General features: G+C 67.8%; 23 protein-coding genes and 1 tRNA gene. 19 read left to right on the forward strand and 5 right to left on the reverse strand.

Annotation, left to right across the window (positions count from 1 at the left end):
• Nucleotides 1-85 precede the first annotated feature (85 nt).
• The 9 genes from D5084_RS16530 (at nt 86) to D5084_RS16570 (ending at nt 9,594) form a co-directional block, all read left to right on the forward strand.
• A complete protein-coding gene (locus tag D5084_RS16530) occupies nt 86-877 on the forward strand; it encodes an ABC transporter ATP-binding protein (protein WP_128516613.1) in 792 nt (263 codons plus the stop codon).
• A gap of 93 nt (nt 878-970) precedes the next feature.
• The gene (locus D5084_RS16535) at nt 971-1,837 is read left to right on the forward strand and encodes an ABC transporter permease (protein WP_128516614.1); all 867 of its coding nucleotides are present in this window, start codon (nt 971-973) and stop codon (nt 1,835-1,837) included.
• The gene (locus D5084_RS16540) at nt 1,834-2,679 is read left to right on the forward strand and encodes an ABC transporter permease (protein ID WP_128516615.1); all 846 of its coding nucleotides are present in this window, start codon (nt 1,834-1,836) and stop codon (nt 2,677-2,679) included. The genes D5084_RS16535 and D5084_RS16540 overlap by 4 nt, the downstream gene beginning before the upstream one ends.
• Nucleotides 2,680-2,718: 39 nt before the next feature.
• Complete coding sequence (locus tag D5084_RS16545) at nt 2,719-3,699, forward strand: ABC transporter substrate-binding protein (RefSeq protein WP_128516616.1); 981 nt, start codon at nt 2,719-2,721, stop codon at nt 3,697-3,699.
• Nucleotides 3,700-3,803: 104 nt separating this feature from the next.
• On the forward strand, nt 3,804-5,096 hold the full coding sequence (locus D5084_RS16550; protein WP_128516617.1) for a helix-turn-helix transcriptional regulator: 1,293 nt from the start codon (nt 3,804-3,806) through the stop codon (nt 5,094-5,096).
• A 150-nt stretch (nt 5,097-5,246) separates the two neighbouring features.
• Nucleotides 5,247-5,624, forward strand: a complete 378-nt coding sequence (locus D5084_RS16555; protein ID WP_128516618.1) for a response regulator transcription factor — start codon at nt 5,247-5,249, stop codon at nt 5,622-5,624.
• Nucleotides 5,624-5,884 (forward strand): hypothetical protein, encoded by a 261-nt coding sequence (locus D5084_RS16560; RefSeq protein WP_128516619.1) that lies wholly within the window; start codon nt 5,624-5,626, stop codon nt 5,882-5,884. The genes D5084_RS16555 and D5084_RS16560 overlap by 1 nt, the downstream gene beginning before the upstream one ends.
• Nucleotide 5,885: 1 nt before the next feature.
• A complete protein-coding gene (locus tag D5084_RS16565; RefSeq protein WP_128516620.1) occupies nt 5,886-8,570 on the forward strand; it encodes a sensor histidine kinase in 2,685 nt (894 codons plus the stop codon).
• A 52-nt stretch (nt 8,571-8,622) separates the two neighbouring features.
• The gene (locus D5084_RS16570; protein WP_128516621.1) at nt 8,623-9,594 is read left to right on the forward strand and encodes a flagellar motor switch protein FliM; all 972 of its coding nucleotides are present in this window, start codon (nt 8,623-8,625) and stop codon (nt 9,592-9,594) included.
• A 3-nt stretch (nt 9,595-9,597) separates the two neighbouring features.
• On the opposite strand, the gene D5084_RS16575 is transcribed toward D5084_RS16570, so the two are convergent.
• A complete protein-coding gene (locus D5084_RS16575; protein WP_128516622.1) occupies nt 9,598-10,023 on the reverse strand; it encodes a protein tyrosine phosphatase family protein in 426 nt (141 codons plus the stop codon).
• A gap of 147 nt (nt 10,024-10,170) precedes the next feature.
• On the opposite strand from D5084_RS16575, the gene D5084_RS16580 reads away from it, so the two are divergent.
• Nucleotides 10,171-10,503 carry a TraR/DksA family transcriptional regulator gene (locus D5084_RS16580; protein ID WP_128516623.1) on the forward strand — a complete coding sequence of 111 codons (333 nt, stop codon included), beginning with the start codon at nt 10,171-10,173 and terminating at the stop codon, nt 10,501-10,503.
• The gene (locus tag D5084_RS16585) at nt 10,500-10,694 is read left to right on the forward strand and encodes a hypothetical protein (RefSeq protein ID WP_128516624.1); all 195 of its coding nucleotides are present in this window, start codon (nt 10,500-10,502) and stop codon (nt 10,692-10,694) included. The genes D5084_RS16580 and D5084_RS16585 overlap by 4 nt, the downstream gene beginning before the upstream one ends.
• A 364-nt stretch (nt 10,695-11,058) precedes the next feature.
• Here the strand turns inward: D5084_RS16585 and D5084_RS16590 are convergent, their stop codons facing one another.
• Complete coding sequence (locus D5084_RS16590) at nt 11,059-11,274, reverse strand: hypothetical protein (protein ID WP_128516625.1); 216 nt, start codon at nt 11,272-11,274, stop codon at nt 11,059-11,061.
• 146 nt (nt 11,275-11,420) lie between these two features.
• Between D5084_RS16590 and D5084_RS16595 the strand changes: the two genes are divergently transcribed.
• Nucleotides 11,421-11,675, forward strand: a complete 255-nt coding sequence (locus tag D5084_RS16595; RefSeq protein WP_128516626.1) for a DUF2312 domain-containing protein — start codon at nt 11,421-11,423, stop codon at nt 11,673-11,675.
• Here the strand turns inward: D5084_RS16595 and D5084_RS16600 are convergent, their stop codons facing one another.
• Nucleotides 11,676-12,548: a hypothetical protein gene (locus tag D5084_RS16600; RefSeq protein ID WP_128516627.1), complete on the reverse strand. Its 873-nt coding sequence runs from the start codon at nt 12,546-12,548 to the stop codon at nt 11,676-11,678.
• A 99-nt stretch (nt 12,549-12,647) separates the two neighbouring features.
• On the opposite strand from D5084_RS16600, the gene D5084_RS16605 reads away from it, so the two are divergent.
• A complete protein-coding gene (locus D5084_RS16605; RefSeq protein ID WP_128516628.1) occupies nt 12,648-14,306 on the forward strand; it encodes an ABC transporter permease in 1,659 nt (552 codons plus the stop codon).
• A gap of 42 nt (nt 14,307-14,348) precedes the next feature.
• Nucleotides 14,349-14,424, forward strand: a tRNA-Thr gene (locus D5084_RS16610).
• Nucleotides 14,425-14,465: 41 nt separating this feature from the next.
• On the opposite strand, the gene D5084_RS16615 is transcribed toward D5084_RS16610, so the two are convergent.
• Both D5084_RS16615 and D5084_RS18900 read right to left on the reverse strand, forming a co-directional pair.
• Nucleotides 14,466-14,804, reverse strand: coding sequence for a TfoX/Sxy family protein (locus tag D5084_RS16615; RefSeq protein ID WP_128516629.1), 339 nt, complete (start codon nt 14,802-14,804; stop codon nt 14,466-14,468).
• An 83-nt stretch (nt 14,805-14,887) separates the two neighbouring features.
• The gene (locus D5084_RS18900) at nt 14,888-15,019 is read right to left on the reverse strand and encodes a hypothetical protein (protein WP_274378904.1); all 132 of its coding nucleotides are present in this window, start codon (nt 15,017-15,019) and stop codon (nt 14,888-14,890) included.
• Nucleotides 15,020-15,247: 228 nt separating this feature from the next.
• Here D5084_RS18900 and D5084_RS16620 point away from each other — a divergent pair, with 228 nt between their 5' ends.
• The 5 genes from D5084_RS16620 to D5084_RS16640 all read left to right on the forward strand — a co-directional run bounded on the left by D5084_RS16620 (nt 15,248) and on the right by D5084_RS16640 (nt 23,776).
• The gene (locus D5084_RS16620; protein ID WP_128516630.1) at nt 15,248-16,414 is read left to right on the forward strand and encodes a M20 aminoacylase family protein; all 1,167 of its coding nucleotides are present in this window, start codon (nt 15,248-15,250) and stop codon (nt 16,412-16,414) included.
• Nucleotides 16,411-16,770: a DUF1304 domain-containing protein gene (locus D5084_RS16625; RefSeq protein WP_128516631.1), complete on the forward strand. Its 360-nt coding sequence runs from the start codon at nt 16,411-16,413 to the stop codon at nt 16,768-16,770. The genes D5084_RS16620 and D5084_RS16625 overlap by 4 nt, the downstream gene beginning before the upstream one ends.
• Nucleotides 16,771-16,854: 84 nt before the next feature.
• Complete coding sequence (locus D5084_RS16630; RefSeq protein WP_128516632.1) at nt 16,855-18,519, forward strand: DUF1800 domain-containing protein; 1,665 nt, start codon at nt 16,855-16,857, stop codon at nt 18,517-18,519.
• A gap of 8 nt (nt 18,520-18,527) precedes the next feature.
• A complete protein-coding gene (locus D5084_RS16635; protein ID WP_128516633.1) occupies nt 18,528-19,682 on the forward strand; it encodes a DUF1501 domain-containing protein in 1,155 nt (384 codons plus the stop codon).
• A 71-nt stretch (nt 19,683-19,753) separates the two neighbouring features.
• On the forward strand, nt 19,754-23,776 hold the full coding sequence (locus D5084_RS16640; RefSeq protein ID WP_128516634.1) for a PAS domain-containing protein: 4,023 nt from the start codon (nt 19,754-19,756) through the stop codon (nt 23,774-23,776).
• The last annotated feature ends 74 nt before the right edge of the window (nt 23,777-23,850 follow it).

Raw genomic sequence — 23,850 nt, forward strand, 5'->3', positions numbered from 1 at the left:
CTCCTTCTTGGCCCGAGATGGGGGCGCGTCCGGACGCGTGCAAGTCTGGCATCGGCAGGCAACGGGAATGTGAAGGGATGGCGGCGTGAAGGACAAAGCGAGCCAGCCGGTGATCGAGGCGAGGGGGCTGAACCTGGTGTTCCAGACCGCCGACGGTCCGGTGCAGGCGTTGAAGGATGTGAACCTGACGATCAACCAGGGCGATTTCGTCAGCTTCATCGGGCCCTCGGGCTGCGGCAAGACGACCTTCCTGCGGGCGATCGCGGCCCTGGAGCATCCGACGTCGGGCACGCTGACGGTCAACGGCATGCCCCCGGACGAGGCGCGCAGGCGGCGGGCCTATGGCTATGTCTTTCAGGCGGCGGGCCTGTATCCGTGGCGGACGATTGCGGGAAACATCAGGCTGCCACTGGAAATCATGGGGTTTTCGAGGGCCGAGCAGGACGAGCGGACCGCGCGGGTTCTGGACCTGGTCGAATTGACGGGCTTCGGCAAGAAATTCCCCTGGCAGCTGTCGGGAGGGATGCAGCAGCGCGCCTCCATCGCGCGGGCCCTGGCCTTCGACGCCGATATCCTCTTGATGGACGAACCCTTCGGCGCTCTGGACGAGATCGTGCGCGACCGGCTGAACGAAGAGGTGCTGAAACTCTGGGCGCGCACCGGCAAGACCATCGGCTTCGTGACCCATTCCATCCCCGAGGCGGTCTATCTGTCGACCAAGATCGTGGTGATGTCCCCGCGTCCGGGACGGATCACCGACGTGATCGACAGTCCCTTGCCCAAGGAAAGGCCGCTGGACATCCGCGACAGCCGGGAGTTCATCGAGATCGCCCATCGGGTGCGGGAGGGGCTGCGGGCCGGGCATCATGACGACTAGGTCCAGCGTCTGGAAACTGTCCGGCAAAGGTCGGGCATCCGCCCGGACGCGGTCGGGCGCATCGGCACTCTGGTCTGCGGCCGGGGGGTGGGCATGAACCGGGTGCTTCCCGTGCTGACCGTGCTGACCGGGATCGTGGTGATCTGGTATGCCGCCGCCGTCTGGATGAATGCGGCCTGGGTCTTCGACCAGGCGCAGCGGGCCGGTCAGGAGGTGACCTGGGCCGAGGTGATCCCGCAGACGATGGACCAGCCCCGCCCCCTTCTGCCGCCGCCGCATCAGGTGGGGGCGGAACTGTGGAAGGGCCTTTTCGGTCAGGCGGTGACTTCGAAGCGCAGCCTCGTCTATCACGGGATCGTCACGTTGAAGGGCACGATGATGGGCTTCGGCCTGGGGATCGTCGTGGGGGTTCTGCTGGCCATGGCCATCGTGCGCTTTCGGGTGATGGACCTGTCGGTGATGCCCTGGGCGATCATCAGCCAGACGGTGCCCATCGTGGCGCTGGCGCCGATGATCATCACGGTCTCCAGCCAGTTGGGCCTGAGCGGGCGCGATGTGCCGAAGGCGGTGATCGCGGCCTACCTCAGCTTCTTCCCTGTACTTGTCAGCATGGTGAAGGGCCTGCGCAGCCCCGACCAGATGCAGCTGGACCTGCTCAAGACCTACGGCGCCGGCGAGGCGGCCACGTTCCTGAAGCTGCGGCTGCCGGCCTCGATGCCCTATTTCTTCGCCTCGCTGAAGGTGGCCGTTGCGGCCTCGCTGGTCGGCACCATCGTGGGCGAATTGCCGACGGGGGCGATCGAGGGCCTGGGCGCGCGGATGCTGATCGGCTCGCAGTTCGGCGAGCCCTTGATCATGTGGGCGGCGCTGTTCGCGGCGGCGATCCTCGCGGGGCTCCTGATCCTGACGGTCGGGCTTGTCGAACGCGTCGCCCGCAGGCGAATGGGGGTTCCGGCATGACCGCGCTGTGGATTGCCATCGGCATCTGGCTTGCGGCCTGGGCGCTGAACGTCTGGCTGTCGGCCAGCCCGATTTCGCAGACGCGGCTGGGCAAGCTGCTGGTTCCGCTGGTGTTCGGCGCAACGGTTCTGGTGTTGTGGGAGGGGCTGGTGCGCGGCCTGGGGATCGCGCCGGTGATATTGCCCGCTCCAAGTGCCATTGCCGCGAAGATCGCGGTGTCGCTGCCGATCCTGTGGCAGGACTTTGCCCAGACGATCCTGAAAGGCGCGATCCCCGGCTTCCTGATCGGCGCGGGCGCGGCCTTCCTGGTGGCGATTGCGATTGATCGCTCACCTTTCCTGCAGCGGGGCCTGCTGCCCATCGGCAACTTCGTCGCGGCGCTGCCCATCGTCGGCCTCGCGCCCATCCTGGTGATGTGGTTCGGGTTCGACTGGCAGTCGAAGGCGGCGGTCGTGGTGGTGATGGTGTTCTTCCCGATGCTGGTGAACATCGTCGCGGGCTTGCAGGCCAGCGAACGGATGCAGCGCGACCTGATGGCGACCTGGGGGGCGAGCTATGTCCAGACCCTGATCAAGCTGCGCCTGCCTGCGGCGATGCCCTTCGTCTTCAACGGGTTGAAAATTGCATCGACTCTGGCCCTGATCGGGGCCATCGTTGCCGAGTTTTTCGGCAGTCCGGTCTATGGAATGGGGTTCCGCATCTCGACCGAGGTGGGACGGCTTGGCCTCGACATGGTCTGGGCCGAGATTGCGGTGGCGGCATTGGCGGGATCGGCTCTCTACGGGCTGGTCGCGCTGATCGAACGGTGGGTGACCTTCTGGCATCCGTCGCAAAGACATTAACAAAGGCCCCGAGAAGGGGGCCCAACATGGGAGAACGACATGAAAAGACTTCTGACGGCGGCGTTTCTGGCGGCGATGGCATCGGGGGCCAGCGCCGAGGATGTGAAGCTGCAACTGAAATGGGTGACCCAGGCCCAGTTCGCTGGCTATTATGTGGCCAAGGACAAGGGGTTCTACGAGGAAGAGGGGCTGAACGTCACCATCCTGCCGGGCGGGCCGGACATCGCGCCGACCCAGGTCATCGCGGGGGGCGGGGCCGATGTGATCGTGGAATGGATGCCCGCCGCGCTGGCCGCGCGCGAAAAGGGCCTGCCCTTGGTCAACATCGCCCAGCCCTTCGCCAAGTCGGGGATGATGCTGACCTGCCTGAAGGAAACCGGGATCAAGGAGCCCAAGGATTTCGCCGACAAGACGCTGGGCGTCTGGTTCTTCGGCAACGAATATCCGTTCCTGTCCTGGATGGCGACGCTGGGGCTGAAGACCGACGGCTCTCCCGGTGGGGTGACGGTGCTGAAACAGGGCTTCAACGTCGATCCGCTGTTGCAGAAGCAGGCGGCCTGCATCTCGACCATGACCTACAACGAATACTGGCAGGTGATCGACGCCGGCATCAAGCCCGAGGATCTGGTGACCTTCAAGTACGAGGATCAGGGCGTTGCCACGCTGGAGGACGGGCTTTACGTGCTTGAGGACCGGCTGGCCGACCCGGCCTTCCAGGAGACGATGGTCAAGTTCGTCCGTGCCAGCATGAAAGGCTGGAAATATGCCGAGGCGAACCCGGATGAGGCCGCGATGATCGTGCTGGACAACGACCAGACCGGCGCGCAGACCGAAACCCATCAGAAGCGGATGATGGGCGAGATCGCCAAGCTGACCGCGGGCTCGAACGGGGCGCTGGACGTGGCGGCAGCGGAACAGACCGTGGCGACGCTGCTTGCCGGTGGCTCGGACCCGGTCATCACCAAGGCGCCGGAAGGGGCCTGGACCAGCGTCATCACCGACAAGGCGCTTGCGAACTGAACGCAGCGCGCTGAACGACAGGGCGCCGCCTCTTCGGGGGCGGCGCTTTTCGTTTGGCGCGTGTAAAGCTTCACAAACCTTGTAAAGCTGTGGCATCAAGGGTCATGCCCCTCTCTGCCCTGACCGGAACCAAGCTGCGCGACCTGCGATTGGCCCAGGGGCTGAAGCAGGCCGATGCAGCCGCGCGGGCGGGGATCTCGGCAAGCTACCTGAACCTTATCGAACACAACCGCCGCAAGGTGACGCCCGAAGTGCTGGAACGGCTTGCCGATGCGCTGGCGATTGATCGCGCGGCGTTGGCGGGGGGCGGCAACGCGGCCCTGGTCGAGGACCTGCGTGCGGTGGCGGCGCGCGGGGCAGGACAGGGCGAGGGCCAGAGGGCCGAGGTCGACCGGGTCGAGGAATTCGCCGACCGTTTTCCCGGCTGGGCGGGCCTTCTGGTCGCGCTGGAGATGCGCAGCCTCGCGCTGGAACGGGCGGTGGAGGCGTTGAACGACCGGATGACGCACGACCCGCATCTGTCGGCCTCGCTGCACGAGCTGTTGTCCTCGCTGTCGGCGGTGCGGGCGACGGCGGCGATCCTGGCCGAAACCCCGGACCTGGAGCCGGAATGGGCCGCGCGCTTTCACCACAACCTGCATCAGGACAGCGAACGGCTGGCCGTGGGCGCCGAGGCGCTGGTCGGTTACCTGGATGCGGGGCAGGGGATCGAAGAACAGGGTATCGCCGCACCGCAGGAAGAGGTGGAGGACTGGCTCCGCAGCCGGGGCTGGAGGATTTCGGATGCCGAGTTCTCGGCCGGGCTTGGCACCGAGATCGCCCGGCTTGCCTCTTCCGTCGCGCGCAGTCTGGCCAGAGACCTGGTGGCGCGGGCAGAGGCCGATGCACGGGCCATGCCCGAGGACCGCTTTGCCAGGGCCTTGGCAGCCCGCGGCCCGGACCCGATGGCCCTGGCCGAAGATTTCGCGGTCTCGCCCCTGGCGGTGATGCGCAGGCTGGCGATGGGGGCCGAGCTTCAGGCGGGCCTCGTCAGCTGCGATGCCTCGGGCACGCTGACCTTCCGCAAGCCCGCGACCGGCTTTCCGCTGCCGAGGTTCGGCTCGGCCTGTCCGCTCTGGCCGCTGTACGCGGCGCTTGGTCGGCCGATGCAGCCGTTCGAGGCCCGGGTGCAGATGGCCGGCCAGGGGGACCGGCGGCATCGGGTCATCGCCTGGGCCGAGACGCGGCATCCCCAGGGCCTGCGCGGCCCGGAACTGCGCGAGGCGTCGATGCTGATCCTGCCGGATGACGGTGCCGGTCCCACCCTGCGCATCGGCTCCAGCTGCCGGGTCTGTTCGCGCGGCGATTGCCCGGCACGGCGCGAGCCGTCGATCCTGGCAATCGAGGTCGCGGGCTGAGCGGCCGCTCTTGCGGGATGCAGGCTTCCTGTCGCTCCGCCCGCGCCGGACGGCGAAGCCATCGATGCGCGGTCCGGCAATCCTTTGACAGGCGCCCCGCTTGTGCCGATAGTGGGGCGAGGGTGGCTGAAGACCGTCCGGGGGGAACCATTGGCCGCGCATGTCCTTCTGATCGAGGACGAACCCAACATCGCCGAGGCGATCCGCTTTCTGCTGTCGCGCGATGGCCTGCGGGTCAGCCATGCGGGCGATGGCACCGTGGCGCTGGCCATGCTGCGGCAGGACCTGCCCGATCTGGTCATCCTGGACCACATGCTTCCGGGCATGTCCGGACTGGAGGTGCTGACGGCGTTGCGATCCGATCCCGGCAGCCAGGACCTGCCGGTGATGATGCTGACCGCGCGCGGCCGTGACCGCGAGATGGCCGAACAGGCGGGCGCCGACAGGTTCATGACCAAGCCCTTCTCCAACGCCGAAATCCTGGCCGAAGTCCGCGCCATGCTGGCCCAGGCCGGGCGGAGCCGCTGATGCGCGGCCCGAAGCGCCCGCTGTTCCTCGCGCGCGCGCCCTACCGGCGGCGTCGCCTGCGCGATGCGGCGCGGCTCTTGCCTGTGCTGGGGTTGCTTCTGCTGATCCTGCCCTTGCTCTGGGCGCCCGAGGCGCAGATGACGCTGACGGCCAATGACGTGATCTACTTCTTTTCGGTCTGGCTGTTCCTGATCCTCCTCGCGGCAGCCTTTGCGCCGGGACTGAGAGGGGGCGAGGGCCGCGACGAGGACGAGGACTGACATGTCGTTCAATCTTCTGGTCCTGTCCTGCCTTCTCTATGTGGTGTTCCTCTTTGCCGTGGCCTTCTGGGTCGAGGGGCGGGCGGCGCGGGGCCGGTTGGGCTGGCTGCGCTCGCCCCTGGTCTACACGCTGTCGCTGTCGATCTACTGCACCGCCTGGACCTTCTACGGCGCGGTGGGCTATGCCGCGCGGTCGGGGCTGGAGTTCCTGACGATCTACTTCGGCCCGACGCTGGTCTTCGTCGGCTGGTGGTGGCTGTTGCGCAAGCTGGTGCGGATCGGGCGGCAGCATCATGTCACCTCGATCGCCGACCTGATCTCGTCGCGCTTTGGCAAGTCGAATGCGCTGGGGGTGATCGTCACCGTCATCATGGTGGTGGCGGCGACGCCCTACATCGCGCTGCAACTGCAATCGGTGGTCCTGGCCTTCGGGATCTTCGCCTCGGCCGCGCCCGAGGGTTCGGGGCCGCTCGACCCGGCGCAGATCGCGGTCTGGGTGGCGGTGGGGCTGGCCTGTTTCACCATCCTCTTCGGCACCCGCAACCTGGATGCGCGCGAGCAGCACCACGGCATCGTCACCGCCATCGCGGTCGAGGCGGTGGTGAAGCTGGTCGCGCTTCTGGCGGTGGGCAGCTTTGTCGTCTGGGGCATCGCGGGCGGTGTCGGCGAGGTGATCGCCCGGATCGACGCCGCCGATCTGTCTGCCTGGCAGGTCCAGCCCGGCCGCTGGACGGGGCTCATCTTCCTTTCTGCCGCCGCCGTGATCTGTCTTCCGCGCATGTTCCAGGTCATGGTGGTCGAGAACGAGGACGAGGGCCACCTTGCCCGCGCCAGCTGGGCCTTTCCGCTGTATCTGATGGCGATGAGCCTGTTCATCGTGCCCATTGCCGTCATCGGGCTGGACCGCTTGCCCGCGGGCGCGAACCCGGACATGTTCGTGCTGACCCTTCCCCTGGCCGAAGGCCACGGCGGGCTGGCCATGCTGGCCTTTCTGGGCGGCTTCTCCTCGGCGACCTCGATGGTGATCGTGGAATCGATCGCGCTGGCCACGATGATCTCCAACCATGTGATGATCCCCCTCTGGCTGCGCCTGCGCCCCGGAGCCGCAGCGGCGGATGATCTGCGGCAGGTCGTCCTGATGGCGCGGCGCCTGGCCATCGCGGCGGTCCTGGCGCTGGGATACGGCTATTATCAGGTCTCGGGCGGCTCGGCGGCGCTGGCGGCCATCGGGCTGATCGCGTTCCTCGGCGTGGCGCAGGTGCTGCCCGCGATGATCGGCGGCATCTTCTGGCGGGGGGCAACCCGGGTGGGCGCGATGCTGGGGCTGCTCACCGGTCTTGCGGTCTGGGCCTACACCTCGTTCCTGCCGTCCTTCGGCCCGGGGGCGGCGCTGCCGGCCACCGTCTTCACCGAAGGCGCCTTCGGTCTGGCCTGGCTGCGCCCGCATGCGCTGTTCGGGACCCAGGCGATGGACCCGATGACCCATGCGCTCTTCTGGTCGATGGTGCTGAACTGTCTGGCCTTCTGCCTGGGGTCGCTGCTGACCTTCCCCGGCCCGGTGGAACGGTTGCAGGGCGCGGCCTTTGTCAACGTGTTCGAAGGCGCGGTCGGCCCGCAACGCTGGGCGCGCGGCCAGGTGGAACCCGAGGCGCTGCTGACCATGGCGCAGCGCATCATGGGCGAGGAGGCGGCGCTGACCTTCTTCCAGACCGCCGCGAGCGCGCAAGGCAAGGAGGGGTTCCTGCCCGACCCGACCCCGGCCTTCCTCGACGGCCTGGAATCGCGGCTGTCGGGCTCGGTCGGGGCGGCCACGGCCCATGCGATGATCTCGCAACTGGTCGGGCGCGCGACGGTGACGGTCGAGGATCTGATGGCCGTGGCCAGCGAATCCGCGCAGATCCTGGAATATTCCGCCCGGCTGGAGGCGCGCGAGGCGGAACTGACCCGCACGGCGGGCGCGCTGCGCGAGGCCAATGAAAAGCTGACCCAGATCTCGTTGCAGAAGGACGCCTTCCTGTCCCAGATCAGCCACGAGCTGCGCACGCCCATGACCTCGATCCGGGCCTTTTCGGAAATCCTGACCGAGGGCGGTCTGCCGGAAGAGACTGTCGTGCGCTACGGCAGGATCATCCATGACGAGGCCAAGCGATTGACGCGGCTGCTGGACGATCTGCTCGACCTTTCGGTTCTGGAGAACGGTGCGGTGCAGCTGACGGTGGGGCTGGCCAGCCTTCAGGAGATGATCGACAAGGCCCTGACAGCGGCGCGCGCGACCCGGCCGGAACGCGAGTTCACCATCATCCGCGACCTGCCGTCCGAGGCGATCTATCTCAGGACCGATGCCGACCGGCTGACCCAAGTGTTCATCAACCTGATCTCGAACGCGCGCAAGTACTGCGACGCGGCCCGCCCCGAACTGCGCATCGCCGTGCGCCAGCGTGCGGGTCGGGTGACGGTGGACTTCATCGACAACGGCAAGGGCATCCCCAAGGATGCTCAGGCGCTGATCTTCGAGAAATTCGCCCGCCTGACCGATGCCAACCGCGCCGGCGGGGCGGGGCTGGGTCTGGCGATCTGCCGCGAGATCATGACCAATCTCGGCGGCTCGGTCGCCTATCTGCCGGGGCAGGGCGGCGCGGCCTTCCGCGTCACGGTGCCTTTGCGGCTGGAAACGCTGGCCGCTTAACCTTTCGGCAAGGATGACCTGCGTAAGGTGACCGGACGAGGGACTGGCTGCCATGACCGACGTGATCCGCCGCAAGATCGACCGTGCCCGCCCGACGCTGGCGGAAGGTGCCCCCGGTGCCGACCGGGGCTGGCGACTGGCGCTTGCCCGCGCGACACGCGATGCCATGGGGCTGGACCTCGACTTCCGCAAGCTGACCATCACACGTCTCTCTCTGGCCGAGATTCTGGACATCGCGCCTGAACGGGCGCTTCTCGCCCTGCTTGACGGCCCTGCGGGAGGGCTGGGTGTCATCATGCTTTCCCCGCCGGTCACCTCGGCCCTGATCGAGATGCAGACCGTCGGCCGCCTGTCGACCGCCCCCGCCGCCCCCCGACGGCCCAGCCGCATCGACGCGGCGATGGTGGCGGGCGTCATCGACCGGGCACTGTCGGGCCTCGATGAGGCGCTGGCGGATGAGGCCGATCTCGTCTGGGCCGGGGGCTTCCGCTATGCCTCCTACCTGGAAGACGCCCGCCCGCTCGCGCTGATGCTGGAAGAGGACGTGTATCGCGTCCTGACCGCCGAAGTCGCGCTTGGTGGTGGGACCGGGGGCGGTCCGGGGGGGCGCGACGGCACGGTGATCCTCGTCCTGCCCGCCGAAGGGCGCGGCGAACGTCCGGCCCTGGCCACCGACCCGACAGACGCCACCGCGCCGCAGTTCACCGCAGCCTTGCAGGCCCAGGTGATGCAGTCGGATTGCCGTCTGGACGCCGTGGTCGGGCGGTTGACCCTGCCGCTGCGGCAGATCATGGCGCTGGAGGTGGGGGAAACCCTGATCCTGCCCTCTGCCGCGCTGGACGCGATTGCTCTGGAAACACTGGATGGCCGTCGGGTTGCGCAGGCCCGTCTTGGCCAGCACCGCGGGATGCGCGCGCTGAAACTGTCCGAGGCGGTGCAGACCGCCAGCCCGCCGCAGGCCCCCCCGCGCCCTGCGCCCGTGCCGGACGGGGAACCGCCGTCGGAACTGCGCGCGGCGGGCTAGGCGTCAGCGCCTGGCCAGGGCCTCGATCTGCGGCCGCAGATGGTCCAGCTGATAGCCAAAGCGGGCGGGCAGGCCGATCAGCTCATCGACCGGACGCTGCCCGGCATTGGCTAGCGCCCAGACGATCGACGATCGGTTGCCGCTGGCGCAATAGGCGAAGACCGGCCCGGTCGAGGCCGCAATGGCCGCGCGCTGCGCCGTGACATTGTCCATCGTCAGCGCGCCGCCGACCACCGGGTTCGCCACGAACACCAGCCCCAGCGCCTCGGCCGCCGCGCGCATCGCCTCGGTCTGCAGATGCGGCGGGATCTCGCCATCGGGCCGGTTGTCGATCACCGTCACATAGCCCGCCGCCTTGATCGCCGGCAGGTCGCCGGGTTCGATCTGGGGCGAGACGGCATAGTCGGGGGTGATCGCGCGGATTTCCATGTCAGTCTCCACTCGGACAGGCGGGCCTTGGGGGCGGATTGCCACGGGACCATAGCCAGCGCACCGGAAAAGGGAAAGCCCGTTGACCTGAGTCAAGGCGCAAGCGGCCAAAACCGGCGAAACTAGAAAGACAAGAAGGAGGATGCGATGCACGACCAGGCCAGGAAACCGATCTCTGCCCGGAAGGCGGCGCTGGAACAGCGATTGAAAGAGCTGGGTGCGCGGATCGAAGCCATCGAGGAAGAGCTTGAGTCGCATCACAACCCCGACTGGGAAGACCTTGCAACCGAACGCGAGGGCGACGAGGTGCTGGAAGCCACCGGGCAGGTCGGTCTGGCCGAGATCGCCCGCATCCGCGCCGCCCTGAAGCGCATCGCAGAGGGAACCTACGGCACCTGTGCCCGGTGTGGCGAGCCGATCGAAGAGGCCCGGCTCGATGCGTTGCCCTGGACCCCACTCTGCAGGAGTTGTGCCCAATGACCGACCCTACCCCTGCCGACCTGATCCGCGAGGAGGTCCGGCTTCTGCAAACCGGGATCGAAATGCAGCGGCAGGGCCTTGACCTGCTGCTGGCCGAAATGCGCGCGCTTGCCGCGCTGATGCCGGGCATGGACAGCCGCCAGCCCACCGACGCCGAGATCGAGGCCGGATACGACAACATGCCGGTCTGACGGCTCGACTGCCGGGCAGCCTTGTTTTTGCTCGGGTTGTTTCTAACCTCGCGGGGAAAACGGCCATGGGAACCGGAATGTCCGCGATCGGGCTGAAAACCGAGCTGCGGGACGGTATCCGGGCCCTTACCCCTGCCAACCCGCCGGGCAACGCCCTGACGCCTGCCCTGCGCGCCGCGATGCTGGAGGAGATCGCGGCCGCCGCCGACGTCAGCGCCGTGGTGCTTCAGGCGGAGGGGCCTGCGTTCTCCAGCCATCAGCCGCTGGATCCCGATGCCGAGGAACCCGGCCTTTCTGCGCTCTGCCGGATCCTGCGGCCGATCCGCGACGGGTGGACCCCGGGCCGCGCTGGACGAAGATCGGCCTATCCCAGCAGAACCCCCGCGACCACCGCCGCAAGACCCAGCGCCGACAGGCCGACGGCGCCCAGGTTGATGGCGACGACGCGCTGCAACTCGGCCCGCATGGCGGCATCGTCCAGCCCCAGGCGCTTGGCCCGGCTGGCCCGCAGGATGCAGTAGCCAAGCCCCGCCAGACCCGCCAGCGTCAGCGCCGCCCCCACCCAGATCAATGCCTGCATCGCGCACCTCCTCGAAGTCCCGACCGCTGCTAGACCGTTCCGCGCCGTCCCGCAAGCAAAGGCTGCCGCTTCGTCGATCCAGCCTTGAACCCCGGGGGCGGGGCAGGGTAGGAACGCCCGATCCAGCAAGACCCGAGAGGACCGCCATGGCCGACGCGACCGATCCCTATGCCGTCACCGCCGACGAACTGCGCCAGTTCATCGAACGCTACGAGCAGCTGGAGGCGGAGAAGAAGGATGTCACCGAACAGCAGAAAGAGCTGATGGCCGAGGCCAAGGGGCGCGGCTATGACACCAAGGTGATGCGCAAGGTGATCGCGCTGCGCAAGCGCAAGCCCGATGAGATCGCCGAGGAAGAAGCCGTGCTGGAGCTTTACAAGACCGCGCTGGGGATGGTCTGATCAGGGCTCGATCAGCCTGACACCGGGCATCTGGGCGATGCGTTCGACATCGGCCAGATAGGCCTGGGTCAGGTCCTCGACCACCGCGTCGGTCCAGCCGGGCAAGGCGATTTCGGTGGCAAGCTGGTCCGGGCGGCCGAACTTTTCCAGAAAGGCCGTCACGATCCGCCGCCGGTGCGACACCGACTGCGGCGGATGTTCGCGGCAATAGGCGTGATATCGCGCCAGACCCGCCTCGGTCAGCAGCAGCCCCAGAAGCTCGTCGGTGTCTTCCAGCACCGTCCCCGAGGCATGGCCCGAGACGACGGCCAGCACTTCCGGCCAGATCAGCGGCGTATCCTCGTCGCACCAGACCGTCAGAGGCACGTTGGGGTTGTGGTCCAGGATCCGGCGCACGGCCTCGGACCAGCGCAGCGCGAAGGGATCGACGCCGGAAAGGATATCCTCATGCCCTTTCTGCAGCACCCGGTCGCGCAGATCGGGCAGGAAGGTCGCAGGATTGCGGATCGCCAGGCAGAACTCGGCCTCGATATCGGGGAAGATCCGGGTGAAGGCCCGCAGCCGCTCACCCCCCTGCGCGTAAAGCCCGCCCGAGATCGCATAGGCCGGAAAGCTGAGAAAGCTGGTCCAGGACAGGATCAGCCGGTCGGCCGAGGATTCGTCCATGATCTGGTCCAGGATCATCGCCTCGGTGTCTTCGGACGCCGCCGCCCCGCGCAACTGGGCCGCGGTGTCGCGCAACAGCTTGCGATAGCGGGTCGGGGAAGGGACCACGATCCCCTGTTCGGCCAGCCGGGCCCGGTTCTTCAGAAGACAGCGGACCAGACGATCCTCGTCGGTGCAATGCGCACCCAGGTGGTAGACAATACGCATCGGGCCTGACTTCGCGGCGCGGGCTCTTCACGCCCGACGCAGGGACTATACGGGCTTTTCTGGACAGTTAAACCGCTTTCCTGTAACCGCTGGTTCAGGATGTCTGACCGTTTCGCTCAACTTGGCCGCCGCAGGGTCCGACTGGTGCCCGATGCCTGGACCCTCGGGGCCGTGGCGATCGCTGTCGTGGTCCTGGCTCCGATCCTGTCGATCTTCTGGCTGGCCTTGACGCCCACCGAAAACATCTGGCCGCACCTGCTGGCCACCGTGCTGCCACGCTATCTGGGCACCACGCTGACGCTGATGGCGGGGGTGGCTGTTCTGACCGCCGCGATGGGGACGGGGGCGGCCTGGCTGGTCAGCCAGTACCGCTTTCCCGGCCGCGACTGGCTGGCGCATGCGCTGCTGTTTCCGCTGGCGATCCCGGCCTTTGTCGGGGCCTACGCGCTGGTCGATGTGCTGGACTATGCCGGCCCCGTGCAAACCGCCCTGCGCGCGACCTTCGGCTGGACCACGGCGCGCGACTACTGGTTTCCCCAGATCCGGTCCTTGCCCGCGGCGATCCTGGTCCTGTCTTTCGCCCTCTATCCCTATGTCTACCTTCTGGCGCGCGCGGCCTATCGCGAACAGTCCGGCCGCGCCTACGAGGTCGCCCGGGCGCTCGGCTGCGGTCCCTGGAGCCTGTTCCTGCGCATCGGCTGGCCGCTGGCCCGGCCCGCGATTGCCGCGGGTGTGGCGCTGGCGCTGATGGAGACGGTGGCAGACTACGGCACGGTCCAGCACTTCGGCGTGCAGACCCTGACGACGGGGGTCTTCTCGACCTGGCTCAACGGAGGCAATGCCGGGGGGGCGGCGCAGATTGCGCTGGTGATCCTGATGCTGATCCTGCTTCTGGTCGGGCTGGAGCGGGCCGGGCGTGGCGGCGCACGGTTCCACCGGCTGGGCCGGGCCGCGCATGCGGTCCAGCCGCAGGCCATCGCGGGTCGCAAGCGCTGGTATGCCACCGCTCTGTGCCTCATCCCCTTTTCCGGGGGCTTCCTGCTGCCGGTTCTCGTGATGCTGGTCCATGCGGCGCAGGCCCCCGGTGGCTGGCTGGCCCCCGGTCTGCTTGATGCGCTGAGGAACACCCTGATCGTCGGTGGCCTTGCCGCGCTTGTCACGGTCGGGGCCGCGATCTTCCTGGTCTATGCGCTGCGGATGAAAGGCTCGGCCGCCGCCCGTGCGCTGTTGCCGGTGACGCTGATCGGCTATGCGGCACCGGGGGCGGTGCTGGCGCTGGGGCTTCTTCTGCCGCTGGCCGCGCTGGACCACCGGCTGGCCGATGCGATCCAGGCGCTGACCGGCCGGGACCCCGGACTGATGATTACCGGGACCGCCTTCGCGCTGGGGCTGGCCTATGTGGTGCGCTTCTTCGGCATCGCGCAGGGCGCCGTGGACGCGGCCTTCGGCCGGGTCTCGCCCAGCCTGCCCATGGCGGCGCGATCGCTGGGCCGCTCTGCCTCGGGGACGCTGGTCTCGGTCTATCTGCCCCTGATCCGCGGCTCGGTGCTGACTGCGCTGCTTGTCGTCTTCGTTGATTGCGTCAAGGAACTGCCCGCCACGCTGTTGCTGCGACCGTTCAACTACAACACGCTTTCGACGCGGGTCTTCGAACTCGCCAGCCTCGAGCGGCTGTCCGAAGCCGCCCCTGCGGCGCTTCTGGTGATGGCGGTGGGGCTGGTTGCTGTCGCGATCCTGGCGCGCGACCAGCGGGACTGAACCCTTGCAAGGCCGGGTCCGCGCCTGTATCTGAAGCCTGTGGCCCCTATAGCTCAGCTGGTAGAGCATCTGATTTGTAATCAGAGGGTCGGGGGTTCGAGTCCCTCTGGGGGCACCACAGTCCGCCTTGCCGCAGGGGCAGGTCGGCCGCCGTGCAGCTTAGCCGCGCGCGACCACGCCCAGAAAGCTGAGCGTCTGCTCAAGATCGGCGCGTAGCTTCGCGTCCGAGCGGTTGAACCCGGCACAAAGCGTGTCGAACCGCTTGCGCAGGGCCTTCTTCTCCTCGCCCTTGCAGTCGTTCCAGGGGCGACCCTGCAATCCCATCACCAGGACATAGTAGCCGATGAAATGCGGCCGCGACCCGCTGGCCAGAAGCCGGCGATAGGCCTCGTCCGCGCCCATCTCGCGGATTTCCTCGGCCGTGGTGATCCCGGCGCGGGCAAAGGCCGTTTCCGAGGCAGGGCCAAGGTTGGGAATCGAGGAGACGGGGCTTGGCATGGGGCAGGACCGAGCCAGAACAAAACAAGGCCAACCTCGCGGCTGGCCTGTCGCTTGTCAAGGTCCGGTCAGGGAAGGACGGGCTAGATCGACGCCCAGTCGCGGAAGATCGGCTGTCCGGCCTGCTGGGTGGATCCGCCGGCCTGCTGGCCCTGCTGCTGCGGGCTTGGGGTGCTGCTGCCGCCTTGCTGGGGCTGGCTGGGTTTGGTTGCCATTCGACTGCTCCGTTTCTGGCTATTCGCTGCCTTTTTCCCATATTGCGCAGCCCGGAGGCCGCAACAAGCCGGGCTCATGACGATTTTGCGACGCTTTGGCGCAAATGTGCGTCACAGGCAACAGCCTGGCGATCACATTCCGGTTTTCCCGACCTCTCCGTGGCTGCCCATGCGGGGCTTGCCGTTTGTCTGGAAGGGGTTCACCCTGCGCACCAAAGGAGAAGACCCATGCCCGTGAAGAACCGCTTTGCCGAGCTTCTGCCCGAAATCACCGCCTGGCGCCGCGATTTCCATGCCCATCCCGAGCTTCTGTTCGACGTCCACCGCACCGCCGCCCGCGTGGCCGAGCTTTGCCGCTCTTTCGGCTGCGACGAAGTGGTGGAAGGCATCGGCCGCACCGGGGTTGTCGCCGTCATCAAGGGCAGGACCGACAGCAAGGGCCGTGTCATCGGCCTGCGCGCCGATATGGATGCGCTGCCGATCAGGGAACAGACCGGGCTGCCCTATGCCTCGACCGTCCCGGGCAGGATGCATGCCTGCGGCCATGACGGCCATACCGCGATGCTGCTGGGGGCGGCGAAATACCTGGCCGAGACGCGCAACTTCGACGGCACCGTCGTCTGCATCTTCCAGCCCGCCGAAGAGGGCGGCGGTGGCGGCCGCGAAATGGTGAAGGACGGGATGCTCTCGCGCTGGAACGTGCAGGAGGTCTACGGCATGCACAACATGCCCGGCATCCCCGTGGGCCATTTCGCGATCCGTCCCGGCGCGATGATGGCCGCCGCCGACCAGTTCGAGATCGTGGTGACGGGGAAGGGCGGCCATGCCGCCAAGCCGCATGACTGCGTCGATACCACGGTGGTCAGCGCGCATATCATCGTGGCCTTGCAGACCATCGCCAGCCGCAACGTCGATCCGCTGAAACAGGTCGTCGTGTCGGTCTGCACGGTGGAAACCGACTCGACCGCCCACAACGTCATCCCGCAGGTGGTCAGGATGAAGGGCACGGTCCGCACCATGGACCCCAAGGTGCAGGATCAGGTCGAAGAGCGCATCGGCCAGATCGTCGAGGGGACCGCCCTGGCCCTGGGCGCGCGGGCGGAAGTGCATTACCAGCGCGGCTATCCGGTGACGGTGAACACGCCGGAGAACACCGCCTTTGCCGCCGAGGTCGCGCGCAAGGTCTCGGGCCATGTCGACACCGACACCGCCCCCCTGATGGGGGCCGAGGATTTCAGCTTCATGCTGAACGAACGTCCCGGCGCCTATATCTTCCTTGGCAATGGCGATACCGCGATGGTCCATCACCCGGCCTACAATTTCGACGACAGTGCCATTCCCTTCGGCGCCAGCTGGTATGCCGAACTGGCCGAAACCCGGATGCCCGCCGCATGATCGGCGCTGCGCTCGTCGCGCTGGTCGCCGTGATCCACCTCGTCATCCTGGCGATGGAGATGTTCCTGTGGGAAACCCGGCAGGTCCGGGCGATCTTCGGCATCTCGCCCGAATTTGCCGCCAATACCCGGGTGCTGGCGGCAAATCAGGGGCTTTACAACGGGTTTCTGGCCGCCGGCCTGATCCTGGCACTGATCCGTGGGGTTCCCGGCGCGGGGGCAGAGCTTGCCTATTTCATCCTCGCCTGCGTCGTCGTCGCCGGGCTTTACGGGGCTGCCACCTCGTCCCGCCGCATCCTCTATGTGCAGGCCGTCCCCGCGATCCTGGCGCTGATTGCCGTGCTCTTCGGCATCTGAACGGCGGGGTTCCGCCAACGGACAGGGCCGGGGTTTTGCCCGTGGCATCGCCTGTGGCACCCTTCGGTGACGGAGGCTCAGCCCATGCTGACGCGGCGCATGTTCCACACCCGGCTCCTGGCCGCACTGGCGGCGGCTGGCTTGCCTGCGCCCCGGATGGCCCTGGCATCGGCAGGGGGCGAGGATGACCTCTTGCTCAACCGGCTGACCTTTGGCGCGACTGCCGCCGCGCGCGAGGAGATCGCCCGGATGGGCCGCGAGGCCTGGCTCGACCGCCAGCTTGCGCTGCCTGCCACCGACCCCGCCTTGCAGGACCGTCTCGCCCGCGCCCGGCTGCGGATCAGCTATCCCGCCGACCAGGACCAGAACGGCGACCGCTGGCCCGCAATGGATGAGCTGCGGCCGCTTGCCGCGCTCAGCGCCGATCCGGCCGACCTGGTCCGGCTGGTCGACTGGTCCCCCGGCAACGGCATGGCCTACGACGAACGCATCCGCCCGGCGACCGAGGTCATCGCCGCCTCGCTGATCCGCGCCGTCCATGCCGAGGCGCAGCTGCGCGAGATGGTGACCCAGTTCTGGCACGACCATTTCAACGTCAACGCGCTGAAGGACGAATACACCGCCGCCTTCTTCGCCAGCCATGACGCGACCCTGCGCGACCATGCCCTTGGCAATTTCCGGGTCCTTCTGGGCGAGGTCGCGCAGTCGCCTGCCATGCTTTACTACCTGAACAACGCCGACAGCATCGCCTCGCCCGCCAACGAGAACTTCGCGCGCGAACTGCTGGAGCTGCACACGCTGGGCGCGGCGAACTATCTGAACGACCGCTACGACGACTGGCACTCCGTCCCCGGCGCGGCCGAGGGGATGGCGCTTGGCTATCTTGACCTTGACGTCTACGAGGTGGCTCGCGCCTTCACCGGCTGGTCGGTCGGTGACGGACGCTGGCTGGCCGAGGGCGAGACCGCACCGCGCAGCGGTCGGCTGAACTATGTCGCGCGCTGGCACGATCCCTACCAGAAGCGGTTTCTGGGGCGCGAGTTTCCGCCGCATCGCGGGCCGATGGAGGACGGCAACGAGGTGCTCGACATCCTGGCGCGCCACCCGGGCACGGCGGCCTTCGTCTGCGAAAAACTCGCCCGCCGCTTCCTGTCGGACGATCCGCCGCCCGCCCTTGTCGCACAGCTGGCCGAAGTGTTCCTCGCCCATGCCGACGCCCCCGACCAGATCGCCCGCGTCCTGCGCGCCCTGGTTCTGTCGCCCGATTTCGCCGCGCCGCCCGGCAAACTGCGCCGCCCCTTCGAGTTTCTCGCCGCGATCTACCGTGCAGCGGGGGCCGAGGTCACAGCAGATGAAAATGGTTTTCAGTGGCAACTGGGTCGTGCGGGCTGGCTGCAGCATTCCTATGGCCCGCCGACCGGCCACCCCGACCGGATCGAGGCCTGGACCGGCTCCAGCACCCTGAACCGCTACGTCGACATGGCGCTTTCGGCGCTGGAGGATTGGTTCGACGGTGCCGCGACCTCGTTTCCCGCACCACAGGACGCTGCAACCGTCGGCGCCTTCGCTGCGCAGCATGCCGACGCCCTGGCTCCGGGGCAGGGCACCCGGATCGGCGAGATACTGGCCGGCGCCTTCGGGATCGACGCGACCAGCCCGGCGGGCGAGCTTTCGGCCGAGGACCGGCAGTCGCTGGCCCGCTCTGCCGTCGCCTTCGCCGCTCTCACCCCCGATTTCCTCTTGCGATAGGACAGGGCATGGCCGGCGAACCGATCCTTGTGGTGATCTTCCTGCGCGGTGGCGCCGACGGGCTGGCGCTGGTCTCTCCCACCTCGGATCCCGACTTCATCGCCGCCCGTCCCGAGATGCTGCGCGTCCTGCGCAAGGGCGACGAGGCGGGCCGCAGCATTGCGCAGGACCTCGCCGATGTGGATTTCCGCTTTCACCCCGCCGCCGCCGCCTTTGCCGATCTATACGACGCGGGCGATCTGTCGCTGATCCACGCCTCCGGCCTGCCCGAGGCGACGCGCAGCCATTTCGATGCCGAAGCCCGGATCGAGCGCGGTGTCTTCGGCGCTTCCGTGGTGCCGGGCGACCTCTCGGGCTGGATCGGTCGCTGGCTGCGGGCGGCTGCACCGTCGGGGCCGATGCCCGCCCTCGCCGTCGGCGCAATGCGCCCGGCCAGTCTGATCGGCGCTGACGCCGCCGTGGCCGAGACCCTTGCCGATCTGGTGATCGGGCAGGGCCACTGGCTGTCAGACCTGCTGCAGGCGCGCCTTGCCACCGGCTTCGGCGACCACGGCCCGCTTCAGCGCCCGATGGCCGATCTGATCGGGTTGTCCGACGTGGTGCGGGGCCGCTTCTGGTCAGCGGAAAACCAAAGCCTGCACCCCTATGCGGCCAGCGTCGATTATCCGCAGGACAACCCGCTGTCCGTCCCGCTGATGACGGTCGCCCAGACCATCAAGGAAGACCTCGGCCTGCGCGTGGCCACCGTGGATTTCCCCGGCTGGGATACCCATGTGAACCAGGCTGCCGCCTTTGCCAACCAGACCGCCACCCTGTCGCAGGCGCTCATGGCCTTCTGGCGTGACCTTGGCGCCTTGCAGCAGAATGTCTCGGTCGTGGTGATGAGCGAATTCGGCCGCCGTCTGCAATCGAACACCGGTGGCGGCACCGACCATGGGCGCGGCAACGTGATGCTGGTGCTTGGTCCGCAGGCGAAGGGCGGCCGCATGATCGGGCGCTGGCCGGGACTGGCCAATGCCGATCTCGAGGAAGGCGCTGATCTGGCCGTGGCGACCGATTACCGCGATGTGCTGACCGAGCTGCTGACCGGCCACCTTGGGCTGTCCGATCCCGGACGGGTGTTTCCCGGCCATGCCGCAGCGCCACTCGGTCTTTGGGGATAGGCATTTGCCGGACTGCACGCTTGCGAGCGCAGAGGTTCTGGCGAATACTCGACCCACGCGAATGAGGGTGCATGAGACACGTTGGTCATACGGATATCGTGACCGCCGAACCGGCGCCTGTCGAATATCGCATTGTCGAGCTGATGAACCGCCTGCTCGACGTCACCCCGGCGACGATGTCCGGGGAAATCGACGCCGTGCTGGCCACCATCGGCGAGGCCTGCGCCCTTGACCGCACCTACCTCTACCGCTTCGACGAAGCGACCGGCTACAGCAAGAGCCACGAATGGATCGCCCCGGGCGTCGCACCGACCGATCCCGCGATGCCGGGTCGCCCGGTCGACCTTTGCCCGCTCCGGCATGCACGGCTGAAGGCGGGCCAGCTCGTCGCCGTTCCCGATCAGGAGAGCGCGCCCAAGGGCTCGCCAAAGCGGGCGCTGCTGGACGATCCTGGCGTGCAGTCCTCGCTCATGGTGCCGCTTCTGGACGGCGAGCGCCTGTTTGGCGTGATCGGCTTTGACAGCGTGCGCGCCGACCGGACCTGGCCGCAGGATGTGGTGTTCCTGCTGACCTCGATCGCCCGGGCCGTCTCCTCGGTCCTTCTCAGGGTCGAGGCGATGCAGGCCGAGGTCGAGGCGCGCAACCATCTGACAGCGGCGCTGAACGCCTTGCCCGACCTTGTGATCGAACTGGCGCCGGACGGCAGGATCCTGGCCTGCCACAGCGACAAGCTGCCCTGGCTTTCCGGCCTTGTGCGGGCCGGGATCGGAAAGCCCCTGGCGGAGACGCTGCCCGAGGCACTGGCAGCGGCCGTGGACGAGATCCTGGCCACGCCTCCGCGCGACACGGTGGCGGTGACGCGGCAGGTGGGCCTGTCCACCCTGATCTCGCCGCAGCGCTACGAGGTTTCGGTGGCCCGCGTGGCGCCGGGCCCTGCGGGGCAGCCGACCAGTTTCCTCGCCGTGATCCGCGACATCTCTGCCGCTGACCGGACCAGCGAGATGCTGTCCTTCCGGGAAGGCCAGTTCACCGCCTTCTTCGAGATGTGTCCCCATGCCATCCTGCTGAACGACTTCGACACCGGCGAGATCCTCGACGGCAACCGCGCCTTCCGCGAGACCTTCGGGCTGGACCCGCACGCAAGACAGGGGCTCAGCGTGCGGCAGATCGTGCCCGAAGACGGCACCTGGCTGATCGAAGGGGCCATCGCCGACCTTGCCGCGTCCAACAGCTTTGGCCCGGTCGAGGCAAGCTTCCGCGACGCCGGCGGCACCTCCTTTCCCGCGATCGTGCGCTGCTTTCTCAGCACCGACCCGAACGGCCGCCGCCTGGTCTGGTCGCTGATCGAGAATGTCAGCGAAATCCGGGCCAAGGAACAGGCGCTTCAGGCGGAAAGCACCGCGCTTGCGGCCATCAAGGCCCGGCTTCTAGCCGCGATCGAGGCGCTGGACGACGGTTTTGCCGTCTTCGATGCCGATGACCGCCTGGTGTTGTGGAACAAGCCCTACCTCAAGATCTTCGACAAGATCGCGGACCTGATCTGCGAAGGCGCGCTTTATGACGACCTGCTGCGCGCGGCCATCGACCGGGGCGTGTTCGGCGCCGAGGGGGACCGCGACGACGAGAACCTCCAGCGGCGGCTGAACCGACCGCTCACCGAAGTCTGGGACAACGAGGATGCCTTCGCCGATGGCCGGTTGATCTGGGTCCGCGAACGGGCCACCCCCGCGCGTGAGACGGTCGGGCTGTACGAAGACGTCACCGCCCGCCGCCTGACCGACCGCAGGCTTCAGCAGGTTGTCGATGGCGGCATGATCGCGGTCTGGGACTGGGACGCCGAACACGGGTTCAGTGCGATCAACGACCGCTGGGGCGCGATGCTGGGGATTGGCGACACCGTCAGTCTCGACGCCCTGGTCGATCTGATCCATCCCGAGGATCGCTCTGCCGTTGCCGCCGCCCAGCGAGAGCTGTTTCTGGAAGGCGCGGCCGATTTCTCGCTGCGCTGCCGGATGCGGCATGTCAACGGCGGCTGGGTCTGGCTTCTCACCCGCGGCCATGTCGCCCGCCGCTGGCCGGATGGCAGTCCGCGGCGGATTTCGGGCTTTTCGCTGGACGTCTCGACCCAGGCCGAGGCCGAGCTGCGGCTGAGCCAGGTGATTGACGGCACCAAGGTCGGCACCTGGGAATTCGACATGCGCACCGGCGTGTCCCATGTCAGCGACCGCTGGGCCGAGATCCTGGGCTATCGCGCGGTCGAACTGAATCCGATGTCGCTGGAAGACTGGCTGGGGCTTCTGCATCCCGATGATGTGGGTCACCTGATTGCCCAGGAGAAAGAGGCATTCGAGGCCGGCCAATGGCAGGTCGAATGCGAAGTCCGGCTGCGGCACCGGGAAGGATATTACATCTGGGTCCTCACACGCACCCATGTCACCGAATGGGACGAAGCCGGTCGGCCCGTGAAGACCAGCGGCATCAACCTGGACATCACCCCGGCCAAGGCGCTGGAATCGGCATTGGCGCGGGAACGCGACATGCTGGCCCGGGTGATGGAGGCTTCGGTCTCCGGCATCGTGGTCGTCGATGAACGGGGCGGGGTCGTGTTCACCAATGCCGCCGCCGCGCGGGTTCTCGGCCGGGAGGTCGCAGCAGGCGACAACCTGCTGGCGATCCTTGGAAGTGCCAGAGTGCAGGGGCTTGCCGGCGAGCCGATCCCCGACGAGACGCTTCCGGTGGCCCGCGCCCTGAGCGGAGAGCCGGGGATGCACGAATTGCGCCATGTGCTGCACTGGCCCGACGGCACCTGCCGCACGGTTGCGGTCACCTCGGCCCGGCTTTCGGCAGCGGGCACCGATCTGGCGGTGGTCTGCACCTTCACCGACATCACCGACGAGATGCAGAACGAGGTGCGCCTGCGCGCCGCGATGACGGCCGCCGAAACCGCGAACCGCGCCAAGTCCGACTTCCTTGCCGCGATGAGCCACGAGATCCGCACCCCCCTGAACGGCGTCCTCGGCATGGCGACGGTGCTGGCCGGCCGGCTGACCGATCCCTCGGAGCAGGCGATGCTTCGGGTCATCAGCGATTCGGGCGAACATCTTCTGGGCGTCATCAACGACATCCTGGACCTCGCCAAGATCGAGGCCGGCCGCCTGGTGCTGGACAACCGCCCGCTCCGCCTGCCAGAGATTCTGTCCCGCGTCGCGGCCCTGCACCAGATCTCCGCCAACCGGAAGGGCATCGCGCTTCGGACCCGCTGTATCGGCCGACTGGCCGATGTGCCGCGCCTGGGCGACGAGATGCGGCTGATCCAGATCCTGCACAACCTGATCGGCAACGCGCTGAAGTTCACCGATCAGGGCGAAGTCAGCGTCGAGATCGACTGCACCGAACCCGATGCCATCGCCATCACCGTCCGCGACACCGGCATCGGCATGTCCCAGGCCGAGATCGCCCGCGCCTTCGACGAATTCTCGCAAGGCATGGGCGGCTCGCAGCGCAGCCATGTCGGCACGGGCCTTGGCCTGCCCATCGTGCGCCGCCTTGCCCGCCTGATGCAGGGAGACGTCGCGCTCACCTCGGTCGAGGGGAAGGGCGTGACCGCCCGCGTCTGGTTGCGCATCCCGGTGCTGGACAGCGGCTCGGCGCGCACCATCGACCGCGAGGTGCCGAAACTGCCCCCGATGCGCGTTCTTGCGGCCGAGGACAACGCCACGAACCGGATCATCCTGCAAAGCATGCTGCAGGCGCTGGGGGTCGAGGCGGTGATCGTCGCCGACGGCGCCGAGGCGCTGGCGCGCTACCGGTCCGAGAGTTTCGACGCCGTCCTGTTCGACATCGCCATGCCCGACATGGACGGGATCGAGACGCTGGCCGCGCTGAAGGCCATCGCCGGCAAGGCCGGCCAGACCGCGCCGCCCGCCATCGCTGTCACCGCCAACGTGATGACCCACCAGGTCGAGGACTATCTGGCCTACGGCTTCACCGCCGTGGTGGCCAAGCCGATCCGTATGGAGGTGTTGGGTCAGGCGCTTGCCCGATGCCTTTCCACCCGGACCCGCCCCGACTCCCCGGCCGAAAGCCCGGCCTGACCCGGCGCAATTTGCTTTGACGGCCCCGACGAGGGTCCCCATCCTGTGGTCCCGGCATGGTCGGCGCTCCGCGA

The organism is Tabrizicola thermarum, assembly GCF_003574395.1.
GTDB lineage: Bacteria > Pseudomonadota > Alphaproteobacteria > Rhodobacterales > Rhodobacteraceae > Tabrizicola > Tabrizicola thermarum.